Source organism: Allokutzneria oryzae (genome assembly GCF_042429765.1).
In the GTDB taxonomy this organism is placed as follows: domain Bacteria; phylum Actinomycetota; class Actinomycetes; order Mycobacteriales; family Pseudonocardiaceae; genus Allokutzneria; species Allokutzneria oryzae.
Genome location: NZ_JBHLZU010000037.1, coordinates 1 through 12,082, shown reverse-complemented (window position 1 = coordinate 12,082; position 12,082 = coordinate 1). Strand labels below are relative to the sequence as shown.

12 protein-coding genes are annotated in these 12,082 nt (G+C 71.9%); 8 read left to right on the top strand and 4 right to left on the bottom strand.

Going from position 1 to position 12,082, the window contains the following annotated elements; translation table 11 throughout:
• The first annotated feature begins 55 nt into the window (after nt 1-55).
• On the top strand, nt 56-424 hold the full coding sequence (locus ACFFQA_RS37260; RefSeq protein ID WP_377862528.1) for a hypothetical protein: 369 nt from the start codon (nt 56-58) through the stop codon (nt 422-424).
• Between the two features lie 16 nt (nt 425-440).
• Here ACFFQA_RS37260 and ACFFQA_RS37255 read toward each other — a convergent pair whose 3' ends face one another.
• On the bottom strand, nt 441-1,349 hold the full coding sequence (locus ACFFQA_RS37255) for a nucleoside hydrolase (RefSeq protein ID WP_377862527.1): 909 nt from the start codon (nt 1,347-1,349) through the stop codon (nt 441-443).
• 63 nt (nt 1,350-1,412) lie between these two features.
• The gene (locus tag ACFFQA_RS37250; RefSeq protein WP_377862526.1) at nt 1,413-1,589 is read right to left on the bottom strand and encodes a hypothetical protein; all 177 of its coding nucleotides are present in this window, start codon (nt 1,587-1,589) and stop codon (nt 1,413-1,415) included.
• A gap of 126 nt (nt 1,590-1,715) precedes the next feature.
• On the opposite strand from ACFFQA_RS37250, the gene ACFFQA_RS37245 reads away from it, so the two are divergent.
• Nucleotides 1,716-1,892: a hypothetical protein gene (locus tag ACFFQA_RS37245; RefSeq protein WP_377862525.1), complete on the top strand. Its 177-nt coding sequence runs from the start codon at nt 1,716-1,718 to the stop codon at nt 1,890-1,892.
• A 21-nt stretch (nt 1,893-1,913) separates the two neighbouring features.
• Nucleotides 1,914-2,864: a DNA polymerase domain-containing protein gene (locus ACFFQA_RS37240; protein ID WP_377862524.1), complete on the top strand. Its 951-nt coding sequence runs from the start codon at nt 1,914-1,916 to the stop codon at nt 2,862-2,864.
• A gap of 4 nt (nt 2,865-2,868) precedes the next feature.
• On the opposite strand, the gene ACFFQA_RS37235 is transcribed toward ACFFQA_RS37240, so the two are convergent.
• Nucleotides 2,869-3,618, bottom strand: coding sequence for a VOC family protein (locus ACFFQA_RS37235; RefSeq protein WP_377862523.1), 750 nt, complete (start codon nt 3,616-3,618; stop codon nt 2,869-2,871).
• A 113-nt stretch (nt 3,619-3,731) separates the two neighbouring features.
• Between ACFFQA_RS37235 and ACFFQA_RS37230 the strand changes: the two genes are divergently transcribed.
• From ACFFQA_RS37230 to ACFFQA_RS37210, 5 genes are all read left to right on the top strand, one after another.
• Nucleotides 3,732-4,904, top strand: coding sequence for an AAA family ATPase (locus ACFFQA_RS37230; protein WP_377862522.1), 1,173 nt, complete (start codon nt 3,732-3,734; stop codon nt 4,902-4,904).
• A gap of 208 nt (nt 4,905-5,112) precedes the next feature.
• Nucleotides 5,113-5,688 carry an MBL fold metallo-hydrolase gene (locus ACFFQA_RS37225; RefSeq protein WP_377862521.1) on the top strand — a complete coding sequence of 192 codons (576 nt, stop codon included), beginning with the start codon at nt 5,113-5,115 and terminating at the stop codon, nt 5,686-5,688.
• Nucleotides 5,685-8,492 carry a helix-turn-helix transcriptional regulator gene (locus tag ACFFQA_RS37220; RefSeq protein WP_377862520.1) on the top strand — a complete coding sequence of 936 codons (2,808 nt, stop codon included), beginning with the start codon at nt 5,685-5,687 and terminating at the stop codon, nt 8,490-8,492. Before ACFFQA_RS37225 ends, ACFFQA_RS37220 begins: the two co-directional genes overlap by 4 nt.
• Before the next feature lie 132 nt (nt 8,493-8,624).
• Nucleotides 8,625-9,569: a hypothetical protein gene (locus ACFFQA_RS37215; protein ID WP_377862519.1), complete on the top strand. Its 945-nt coding sequence runs from the start codon at nt 8,625-8,627 to the stop codon at nt 9,567-9,569.
• Nucleotides 9,570-9,899: 330 nt separating this feature from the next.
• A protein-coding gene (locus ACFFQA_RS37210) for an IS5 family transposase (protein ID WP_377862518.1) occupies nt 9,900-10,741 on the top strand; the annotation gives its coding sequence in 2 pieces (ribosomal slippage) (nt 9,900-10,236 and nt 10,236-10,741; 843 coding nt in all).
• 229 nt (nt 10,742-10,970) lie between these two features.
• Here ACFFQA_RS37210 and ACFFQA_RS37205 read toward each other — a convergent pair.
• On the bottom strand, nt 10,971-11,873 hold the full coding sequence (locus ACFFQA_RS37205) for a cold-shock protein (protein WP_446681700.1): 903 nt from the start codon (nt 11,871-11,873) through the stop codon (nt 10,971-10,973).
• Nucleotides 11,874-12,082 lie beyond the last annotated feature (209 nt).

Here is a 12,082-nt window from a genome sequence, read left to right as displayed (position 1 = left end):
CGGACACCGAACCTCCTACCGGGACGGCGGAACAACGCTGTTCGAACCGGACTCGTTGACCGCGGGCACGCTCACCGTCGCCTCCGTCGCGGCGGCGATGATGGTCGGCGGCGCGTCCAGCGCCGCGGCGGCCGACAAGTTCATCCTGCTCAAGGAGGCCAGCAGCGGAGGGGTGACGGCGCGGTTGTGGCTCAACACCCGGACCCGCGGGCTCCACGGCCAGGGCGTGAACCTGCGCAAGGGGGAGATGGTCCGGATGGATCGCAACTACACCATCCGCGAGACGGTGATCGCCCAGTCGAACGTGCGCTCCCTGAACACGTCGACCTACTACACCCACCCCGACAGGTACAGCGTGTGCGCGGGAAGCCCGGCGGGCGGGACCCGCTTCGTCTGCACCCAGTACCACCACCACAACGGCTGACCGGCCTGACACCACCCTACGAAACGGGGTTCGGCGCGGAACCGGAGGACGTTCCGAGCCCCTTGCCGAGCCAGGCCATGAAGGCGCGGTAGTCAGCGGTGGCACTGATCCAGACGTGGTGACCGCCGGGTGCGGCGGTCATCCGGCCGATCGCGTCGAGCACCACCCTTTCCCGCCGCAGTCCCACGTACGGCAACTGGAGCGCGGCGGAGAGGGCGAGCGCGTCGTGCTGGATCGTGCCGGGGTGGAAACGGTCGAACCACCGGTCCATGTGCGCGGCGACCAGCCTCGCCCACTCGGGCGCCGACGGGTCGGCGAGGCGACGGTGCTGCTCGGAGTCCTCGACGATCTCGATCTCCGGGGTGAACGTCGTGTCCGACATGACCAGCCGCGGCTGCCGGGCCGCGCGCAGCAGGACTTCGGCGGCCGCCGGGTCGACCCGGAAGTTGTGCTCGGCGCGCTCGGGGTCGCGGTAGTTCAGCGCCCCTCCCATCTGGGTGACGACGAGCCGCTCGGCGAGATCGGGCCGCGTGGTGAGCACCTCCGCCAGGTTCGTCACCGGCCCCAAGCCCGCCCAGCGCACCAGCCCCTCCGTCCTGGCGCACACCGCCGCGACAGCGTCAACCACGCCGACCGGTTGCGCCGCAACGGAGTCCGGCACCAACCCGTCGATGCAGTCCATCCGCGTGCCACCCAGGTCCGCCCCGGCGACCACCGGCACGTCCGGGCGGCCGACCAGGTCGAGCAGGTGGCGGACGAACTTGGCCCTCCTCCCGCCCAGTTCGTCCACAGTGGTCACCAGCGCCAGCGTCGGCTCGGCGGCGGCGAGCACCAGCGCGACCGCGTCGTCCGGATCGCCGCCGGCGTCGGTGTCCACGATGAGCGGGGAACCCGCCCTCGGCGTCAGCATCGGTTCCCCGCTCATGACGTCCCTCCCGCGCTCGTCCTGCGAGCTCGACCCTGGCACATGACCTGCCACGCGCGCAGCTCAGTCCCGTCGGCTGGGCACGGCGTGCCGTAGTCGCCGGACGGCTCCGGAGGCGAGCGGGAGCACCGCCACCGCCGCGTGCACGACACCGGCCGCCAAGGCCACGGTGAAGGCGTCGGCCAGTGGCCCGACGCACAGCTGGCCGACCGGAATCGCTGTGTAGGACAACAAGCGCATGAACCGTCGGAGCACCTGGGTCGGCGTGGACGCGATCCGCTTCAGCGACCAGGAGGCCCCCGACCGCGTTGTCGGGGACGAGGGGATGGTGTTCGTGCCGATCAGCTGCTCACGCGGTACCTGGTTGTGCGACGCGCCTCCGGCACGGCACGCGCTGGTCTACCCGGCGGCGGGCACCTGGCCGTGCTGCGGGACGCGAACCTGGCCGTGGGCGAGCGCGTGGGCCGCCGAGTCGTCTACCGGCGCACCGACTCCGGGGACCTGCTGGCGACCGGGACCGCCGCAGGAGTTGCCACGGGGTGACCGGGTCGGCATGGTTGCCCGATGGGAAAGGACGAGGTGCGCGGCGAGGTCGACCTGACCAATCTCGACCAGCCGCTGTTCGACGGCGCCGAAGCGACCAAGCGGGATCTCGTCGACTACCTCGACGGGGTGCACGAGCGGATGATCACGCACCTGCGTGACCGCCCGCTGTCGGTGGTGCGCGTGCTGCGGGGCCAGAAACCCTTCATGCAGAAGAACGTTCCGAAGTACACACCGCCCTGGGTGCGCACGACGAAGATCTGGGCCGAGGCGTCCCGGCGGGAGATCTCCTACGCCTTGTGCGACGACCGCCGGACGCTGCTCTGGTTCGCCAACCAGCGCGCCGTCGAGTACCACGTGACGCTCGGGCTCGCCGGGGACGTCTACCGGCCGACCCATCTCGTGATCGACCTCGACCCGCCGGAGGGCGGTGACTTCGGACTCGTGGTCAAGGCGGCGCACCTCGTCCGCCAGGCGCTCGCCGACTCGGGGCTGGCCGGTGCGGTGAAGACCAGCGGCTCCAAGGGAGTCCACGTTTTCGTCCCCGTCGACGGCCGCGCTCCGGTCGACGACGTCGCCGCGGCGACCCGCGCGATCGCCGCGCGGGCGGAACGCCTCGATCCGGCGGTCGCCACCACCGCGTTCATCGTGGAAGACCGTGACGGCAAGGTCTTCCTCGACTCGACGAGGGCGGGCGGCGCAACCGTGGTGTCCGTCTACAGCCCGAGGGTCCGGCCCGGCACGCCCGTGTCGTTCCCCCTGTCCTGGGACCAGCTCGACCAGGTCACGCCCGCGGAGTTCACCATGCGCACGGCGCTGCGACTGCTGGGCGACCGGGATCCCTGGGCCGAGGAGATGCCCGAGCCGCAACGCCTCGCAGACGACCTCATCGAGGAGGGGCGGGCGATCCCGGTCGCGCGGGTGCAAGCGATGCAGGAAGGCAAACGCCGCGCCCGCGCCCGCCGCGAGTAGCTGGTCAAGGACGGGCGATCACCGAGAACTCGTTGCCGAAGGGATCGGTGACCGTGGCCGAGCGGCCGTACGGGGTGTCCTCCTGCGGCGTCGAGACGGCACCTGCCGCCCTCGCGCGCGCCAGCGTCGCGTCGGTGTCAGCGACCTCGAAAGTGTTCGCCCACAACGACTTTGGCGCGTCCGCCTGACCAAGGACGCCACCGATCTCGTGTCCGTCCGGGCGGCGCAAGAACGTGAAGTCGAGACCAGGGAGGTCTTCGTTGCCGTCCAGGGTGAACCCGAAAACCGTGGCGTAGAAAGCACGCGCGGTCGCAGCGTGCGCGGTGACGAGGTCGCTTCGGACCAGCGCGTCGGGCTCGTTCACCAGACGGCATCCCGGGTGGTTCTTTCCTTGCCACAGACCGAATCTGCCACCAGCGGGGTCAACCGCGAACGCCGCGCGCCCCAGGTCGGCGACGTCGTGCGGGGCCTGGAGCACCGTGCCGCCCGCGGCCGTGACGCGTCGGGCGGTGTCGTCGCAGTCGTCGGTGGCGAGGTGCACGTCCCAGCCGTGCAGCGCCTCCGACCGATCCGCGACGTGCCGCAGACCCGCGACCGGCAGGCCGCGCAGCAGGCAGGAGGTGCCGTGCTCGGCGGCGGCGAAGGACCAGCCGAACACGGTTCCGTAGAAGGCTTTCGCGCTCTCCAGGTCCGTGACCGCGAGGTCGATCCACGTCGGCGTGCCGAACGGCTGGTTGTGGACGATCCGACTCATCACGAGCTCCTTCAACGGGTTGTGCGGCGCTGGGGAACCTAAGCCCCGTGTAGGCCAGTTCCTGTCCTAGACGCGGCGGGCGGGTTGTCACCGGCACCCGTTAGCGTCGGGGGGTGCTGACCACACTGGCCATCGAGAACTACCGCTCGCTGCGCGACCTCGTGTTGCCGTTGTCCCGGTTGACCGTGGTGACCGGGGCCAACGGGAGCGGGAAGTCGAGCTTGTACCGCTCGCTGCGGCTGCTGGCCGACGCCGCCAGGAACGGTGCCGTCGCCGCGCTCGCCAGGGAGGGCGGCCTGCCGTCGACGTTGTGGGCGGGGCCCGAGACGGTCGGGCGGGCGGTGCGCGAGGGCCGGGCGCCGGTGCAGGGGACGCGGCGGTCGAAGCCGGTCGGGTTGCGGCTGGGCTTCGCGGGCAACGAGTTCGGTTATGCGCTCGACCTCGGGATCCCGGTTCCGGACCAGACGACGGCGTTCAACCTGGATCCGGAGTTCAAGCGGGAGTGCGTGTGGCGCGGCCCGGTACTGCGCCAGGTGACGTTGCTGGCCGACCGCGCGGGCCCCGTGGTGCGCACCCGTGGCCGCAGCGGCGGGTGGGAGAAGGAGGCGCACCGGATCGGGCTCACCGACAGCATGCTGAGCGAGTTCGCCGACCCGCGCACCGCGCCGGAGGTGATGGTCGTGCGCGAGCGGATCCGGTCGTGGCGGTTCTACGACCACTTCCGCACCGACGCCGAGGCCCCGGCGCGGCAGCTGCGGGTCGGCACGCGCACACCGGTGCTCGGCCACGACGGCGCCGACCTGGCCGCCGCGCTGCGGACCATCATCGAGATCGGCGACGCGGACGCGCTGGCCGGGGCGATCGACGACGCGTTCCCCGGCTCGCGGCTCAGCGTGGAGGTCAACCACGACGGCCGGTTCGAGGTGCGGTTCCGCCAGGACGGCCTGCTGCGGCCGCTCGGCGCCGCCGAACTGTCCGACGGGACGTTGCGCTACCTGCTGTGGGTGGCCGCCCTGCTGAGCCCGAGGCCACCGGAGCTGTTGGTGCTCAACGAACCCGAGACGAGTCTGCACCCGGACCTGTTGCCCGCGCTGGCCGTGCTCATCTCGACGGCGGCGAAGCAGGCGCAGCTCGTGGTCGTCTCGCACGCGCGGCCGCTGGTGCGCGCGCTGGAGGTCATCGACGGCGACATCGGCTCGCTGGAGCTGGAGAAGGAGTTCGGCGCGACCGTGCTGGCCGGGCAGGGGCGGCTGGACCGGCCCGCCTGGCACTGGCCGAAGCGTTGACGCCTCGCGTTGACCCCGACGGGTGCTCGGCGCGGGCGGCCCGGCGCGCCAGACCAGGGCTTTCGCCGATGCGGTGGCACCGGCCCCCGATCAGGTCTCTCTCCAGCGGAAATCGTGACCCTGCTGTTGCCGAGGTGACCGTTACGATCATGCGGTGCGTCTGCTAGCACCCGGAGTGCGTCAGCTTCTGGGCCGTCCTCCCCACTTCATGAACGTGTACCTGGTGGAGGACGTGCTCGTGGATTCGGGCACCCCGAAGGCGCGGGGACGCATCATCCGGCAGCTGCGCGGGCAGCCGCTCAGCGCACACGTCGTGACCCACGCGCACCCCGACCACTTCGGGTCCAGCCACGCGGTCTGCGAGGAGTTCGGCATTCCGCTGTGGGCCGGGCAGAAGGACGTCACGGCGATCGAGACCGCGACGCCGGCCACCGCACCCGGCAGGATTCCCCAGCTGCTGTCCCGGATGAAGATGCCCGATCCGCATCCCGTCGCCCGTGGCCTCTGCGAGGGTGACGAGGTCGCCGGGTTCACCGTGCTCGAAGTGCCGGGCCACTCCCCCGGGCACATCGCGCTGTGGCGGGAGCGCGACGGCGTGCTGCTGTGCGGTGACGTGTTCTTCGGCCTGTTCGGTGCGACCGCTCCCCCGGACATCCTGACCTGGGACCGCGACCTGAACCGCGAGTCGATGCGCAGGCTGGCCGCGCTCCGCCCCCGGCTGGTGCTGTTCGGGCACGGCAGACCGGCGCGCGATCCCGACCGCCTCGCGCGCCTGCTCCGATGACCGGGGACGAGCTGACCCTGGAGCGGGAGGAGGAGCGCACCCGGATCTCGGCCGCACTGGACTCCGCCACCAGGGGCAAGGGCCACGTCGTCGTCATCGAGGGACGGGCGGGCATCGGCAAGACCCGGCTGGTCCAGGACACGCGCGAGCTCGCCAAGGCCCGCGGTTTCGGCAGGCTCCAGGCGGTGGGCGACGCGCTGGAGAGCGCGATGGCGTGGGGTGTGGTCCGGCAGCTGGTGGAGCGCTCGGTCTCCCGCTACACCGGGGAGATCCGCGAGCGCATCCTCGCCGGTCCGTCCGGCGACGCGCTGGCCGCGCTGGACGCGGCGGCGGCCGACCCGAGCGAGGCCGAGCTCGCGCGGACGCTGCACGCGCTGTGGTGGGTGGCCGTTGACCTCTCCTCGACCCGGCCGCTGCTGATCACCGTGGACGACGCGCACTGGGCCGACCTGTCGTCGTTGCAGTTCCTGGTCTACCTCTCGCGGCGGATCGCCGACCTGCCGATCGCCCTGGTCGTCGCCACCCGGCCGCCGGCGGAGAACACCGGGCCGCTGGCGCAGCTCAGCGACTCCCGGCAGGCCGAGCGCCTGCTGCCGCGACCGCTCACCCCGGCGGCGCTCGCGGCGTCCGTGTCGGCTCGCGGTGGCTCCCCCGCCGCCGAGGTGGTGGCCGCGCTGCACTCGGCGAGCGGCGGAAACCCTTTCCTGGCAAGGGTTCTTGTCGACGAGCTGGACGCGCTCGGACTGCCGCTGGACCTGGCGTCGACGGCCGAGCGGGTCGGGCGGCTGGGGCCGAGCACGGTGTTCCGCGCGGCGCTGGGCAGGCTGCCCGCCAACTCCGTGCGGCTGGCGGGCGCGGCGGCCGTGCTCGGCGTCGGCAGCGACCCGTGGCAGGCGGGGGCGCTCGCCGACCTGGACGCGATGGAGCTGTCGGTCGCCGTCGAGTCACTGGTCGCGGCGAACGTGCTGACCAGCGACTCCGACCACCTCGTGTTCGTGCATCCCGTGGTGCGCGAGGCCGTCCTCGCCGATCTCGGGCCGGTCGCCCGCGCCGGGCTGCACGCGCGCGCCGCCCAGGAGCTGTGGGCGGCCAAGGCACCCGCCGACCGGGTCGCCGCGCACCTCGCCCAAGCCCCGAGGAGGACGCTGCCGAACGCGGCGGGGGTGCTGCGCACGGCCGCGACGGCGTTGCTGGCGGCGGGTGACCCGCGGACAGCGGCGGCGCACCTGGCGCGCGCGGTGGAGGAGAGCCCCGAGGACGCGGGGCTGCGCGCCGAGCTCGGCCGGGCGTTGCTGCGCAGCGGACGTGCTGAGGAGGCGCGGGAGCAGCTCCGGGCCGCGGCGGCCGGTCTTCCCGACGCCGAGCTGGTCGCGGCGGCGGCTTCGGCGACCATGGTGGTGGACGGACCGGAGGCCGCCGTCGCCGAGCTGACCAAGGCGATCAAGGAGCGGCCCGGTGGCCCCGGGGACGCGGGCCGCATGCACCTGGAGGCGCGGCTCGCGGTCGTCCGGTCGTTCCTCGCCGACCAGCGCGAGGTGGCCTCGGCGCACCTGAGCGGCTACGCCTCGCTGACGGGCGGCACCCCGGACGAGCGGACCCTGCTCGGGTTGCTGGCGCAGATGGGCCGCTACGAGGTCCGGCGGGCGGAGGAGGTGGCGGCAACGGCGCGGCGCGCCCTCGCCAACGGCGCGTACTTCGACGACGCCACCGGCAGCACCGACGCCATGGTCGCGTGGCTGGTCGCGCTGCTCGCCCTGGTCTCGACCGACGGCACCGAGGACGCCCGCAGGGAGGTCGATCGCGCGCGGCAGCGGGTGCGGGCGCACGGGTCACCGATCGAGTTCGCCATGGTGGCCAACGCCGTGCTGTTCCTGGACTGGCGGGTGGGCAACGTGAGCTCCGTGGAGGCGGAGGCCGAAGGCGCTCTCGCCGCGGTGCAGCACGAGGAGCCGGCTCCGCACGTGATCGCGCTGCGGGCCACGGCGACTCACTTCACCGCCTACGCCGCCTTGGAGCGCGGGGACGTCGAGTGCGCGGCCGCCGCACTCGCCAGGTTCGACGCGGAGCACGCGGGCGGACCGGCGATGATGCCGACGATGTGGCTGCACGAGCCGAGGGCGCTCGTCGCGCTCGCGACCGGGGACCCGGTGCTGGCCAGGACCGAGGCGCTGCTGCAACGCGACGCGATGCTCGCGGCCAGGTTCGACCCGCCGACCGTTCCGTGGCGGGAGCCCGCGGTGCGCGCGGCGATGCTGCTCGGCGACGAGGCGGCGGCGCTCGTGCTCGCGCGGGAACAGGTCGAGATCGCCAGGAAGTGGGGCGCGGCAACGGAAGTGGGCGCCGCGCTGCGCCTGCTCGCGCACGCGGACGCGGACAACCGGCTCGACCTGCTCGCCGAGTCGGTCGCGGTGCTGGAGGGCTCCCCGGCGCGGCTCCAGCTGGCCCGCTCGCTGGTGGACCTGGGTGAGGCCCTGCGGGTCGCCAGGCGCCGCAACGACGCCCGCGCCCCGCTCAACCGCGGCATCGACCTGGCGGGTGAGTGCGGTTCGGTGGTGCTGCGCAGGCGCGCGGTGGAAGCGCTGGAGGCGCTGGGAGACCGGCCCCGGCGGCTGGTGCTCGTCGGGCGGGAGTCGCTGACGGCGAGCGAACGCCGGGTCGCCGACCTCGCCGCGAGCGGGCGGGCCAACCGCGAGATCGCCAGGGAACTGTTCGTCACCCCCAAGACCGTCGAGAACCACCTCGGCCGGATCTACACCAAGCTCGGCATCAACGGCCGCCGCGAGCTGGCCCGCGCACTCGCCTGAGGGGTGCGGGGGTACCCCCTGGGGCCTGGGGGTGCCGGATGTGAGGGATCGCCCCTCATGCCTTTGGGGGGTCCGCGAAGCGAATCTTGTCCTACCGCCACGGAGGGTGGCTCTCAACAGGAGGTAGGACCCATGATGCGCAAGGCAAGCACCCTGATCCTCGCAGCCGCTGCCACCGCCGCCGTGAGCGCGGTCTCGGTTCCGGGCACCGCGTTCGCCGACGGCGTCATCGGGACCCCTCAGCCCTGCGTGAAGCTCAGCGACGTCACCGGCCCCGACTTCGACGTCAAGCAGTGCGGCGTCAGCGACGTTGACCAGTTCCGGGCGGGACTGGAGAACAACGGCAACGCCTACTGCGGCCCCTCGTCGCTGTACAACGTGCTGCACTACTGGGGCCACGTGAAGAAGGCCCCGGTCGGCTGGCTCACCACCAAGGTCGGCAACCTGGACCCGAAGAACCAGGCCGACTACAACGTGGTCACCAACTCGATCTGGCGGATCGGCGTCGACTCCAAGTACGACGGCGGCACCAAGCTCAGCAACCTGCAGACCGCGTGGAACATCGCGACCAAGCCCGCCCGCGACGCCGGGTGGAGCACGGGTGTCGGCAACGTCAGCACCGCGACTTCGCCCGACTTCGCCGGTGAGCTGGCGAAACGGCTGAACCAGGGGCCGCTGCAGATCGCATACGGCCGCTACAAGGAGGGCCCGGAGACCGGCAGCCTCCAGCGCAGCGGCGGGCACATCGTGACCGTGGTCGCGGCCAAGGGCTCGTTCAACGGCAACACCGTGCAGCTCAAGCTGTCCGACCCGGGCCGCGCAGGTGACCACGGCAAGGGCGACTACCTGGCCACCCAGTCCGACTACGAGCTGCTGGACGTCACACTGACGAAGAAGTCGATCAAGGAGTACGTGCCGGTCACCGACAACGAGGAGACCGCGGAGGACGAGAGCCTGCAGCCGGGCACCTACCGCACCGTGGTCCGCTGGGAGCTCACCGGCCCGCGCTACGTCGCGTCCACCCGCCAGATGATCGAGAACTTCAACTGGTTCGTCATGGCCCCGCCGGTCGGGTGACCCCGCCCGCGCCCACCAGGCCCCGCCACCCCGGCGGGGCCTTCGGCATGCCGCGGTGCTTCGGCCACGGTTCGCGAGCCGGTTGACGCGCCCTCGGCCAGGAAACCTTTGCAGGACAACGACTTCGCCGACCAGGCCGCCCCCTGCTGGGGCGCGGTCGGCGCCGCAGGGGACGGCTCGTCGAGCGGATCGGCCCGGGCTTGTGGTGCTCGGGCTGCTGTCGCTGTTGGCTGGCGTGGCTGTTGGCTGGCGTGGTTTAGACCTGGTCTCAAAACTTAAGGGTGTGTCACTGCATAACCTGCCGGTCCTGGTCGTCGATCGTGGGCAGTCGTGGCGAAGACGACGCAGCAGCGGCGGGTCGAAGACCGGCTCTGGGAGCTGATCGAACCCCTGATCCCGTCCCGACCAGCGCCGCGCGGTCCGGGTGGGCGGCCCCGGATCGATGACCGTGCCGCGCTAGAGGGGATCTTGTTCGTGCTCGACACCGGCTGCCGCTGGCGAGACCTACCCGAGCAGCTCGGATGCGGTTCCGGGCACACCGCGTGGCGGCGGTTACGTGAGTGGCAGGACGCCGGCGTGTGGGACCGGCTGCACCAGCTCGTGCTCGACGAGCTGTCCAACATCGACGAGCTCGACTGGACCAGAGGCTGCGTCGACGCGGTGTCGGCGCGGTCGAAAAGGGGGGCGAGCTGACCGGCCGCAGCCCCACTGACCGGGGTAAAGCTGGCTCCAAGTACCACGTTCTGTGCGACGCGAACGGGCTACCGCTGCACATCATGTTGTCGGCGGCAAACACCCACGACAGCATGCTGTTCGAGCCGCTGCTGGACACGAACCCGACCGTGCGCGGCCACCACGGCCGGGCGGGCCGGCCACGATGCCGACCGGACAAGCTGCACGCCGACAAGGGCTACGACTACCGCCGCTGCCGCCGCTACCTGACCCGCCGCGGTATCAAGGTGCGTATCGCCCGGCGCGGGATTGAGGGCAAGTCCCGCCTCGGCCGGGTCCGCTGGGTCGTCGAACGCACCATCTCCTGGCTGCTGCGGTTCAAACGCCTCGGGCTGCGCTGCGACCGGACCGAACGCACCACGCTGGCGCTACTCACGCTGGCCTGCACCGTGATCAACGTCCGTCGGCTCATAAAGATCGAGCTCTGCGACCAGGCCTAACGCATCCATTCACTCGTTTGGGATACATCGGTAGCTCTGTGTCGTTGGGTGGGGGTGACTGGTGAGCTTCTGAGCGCGGAGCAGGTCCTCGGGGCGGCAGGGGGCCCCGTCACCACGAGGGAGATCGATCTCCTGGAGGAGGCTGCAGCCGCGTTGCTGACGGCACCATTGACGGGGATGAACGAGCACTCTCGTCGGGAAGTGATCAGCCATCGGTGGGGCCGCCTCTTCAGAGGCGTTCGATGCGGTCGGCCTGCGGGCCCCGGTCGCTCTGACGCACCGCGTACCGGACCCGGTCACCCTTCTGCAGCGGCTCCGACCCCATGATCACGGACACGTGGGCGAAGAGATCGTCGCCGCCTGCGTCCGGGGTGATGAAGCCGAAGCCGCGGTCGCGGTCGTAGCGCGCGACGACGCCCTCGCCGCCTCGTACGGGCACGTCCCGCGCCGCCGGCCCTGCGGCCCGGACCAGGTGCACGTCGCGGGCCTGCGGGCCCTTGTCTCCACTAGCCACCTCGTAGGCGACGCGGTCGCCCTCCGCGAGCCACGTCAGCCCCTCGGCCAGGGCCCGGGCGTGAACGAAGACGTCCCCGGCGCCGGAGTCGGGGTTGATGAAGCCGAAGCCCTTGTCCTCGTCGTACCAGGCCACCGTGCCGTCGGCACCGTCCGCGATACCAGCCGCAGCGGGTGAGCCGGCCCCTGCTCCCAGCGGGATCACGTGCCCGGCCTGCGGGCCGCGCTCGCCTTCGACGATCAGGAAGGCCACCCGCTGCCCCTCGGTGACCACGCCGCCGGTCACGATGGCGGAGCTGTGCACGAAGATGTCGGCGCCGCCGCCGTCCGGCGACGCGAAGCCGTACCCCTTGCCCGGCTCGTACCAGTTGACGGTGCCGAGCAGGCCCACGGCGCTGCCGGTGGCCGCATCGGCGGTGACGCGAACGCGCAGCGCCTGGGGCCCGCGGTCGTTCTCGCCGACCTCGAACACGACGGCCTGACCCTCGCGGAGCACTTTCGCGCCGCCGTCCCCGACGATCTCGGAGGCGTGCACGAACACGTCCGGCGAGCCGTCCTCGGGCGCGAGGAAGCCGAAACCCCGTTCGGCGTCGAACCAACGGACGGTCCCTTGCAGCATCAAAGGCTCCAGGTCGAGAGGGCGGGCACTGGCCCCCAGTCTCCCTGACAGACCTCCGGTCCGTCGGGCCGGGCCCACAGGCGGGCGGTGCGGAGCCAGGGGCGGGCCGTTGGTTCACCTGGCGACACGCCGAGTTTTGAGACAAGGTCTTAGAGAGCGTTTAATCCTGAAATGCCTTGAAAAGTGGGGTTTGACGACGTCGGCAGGGC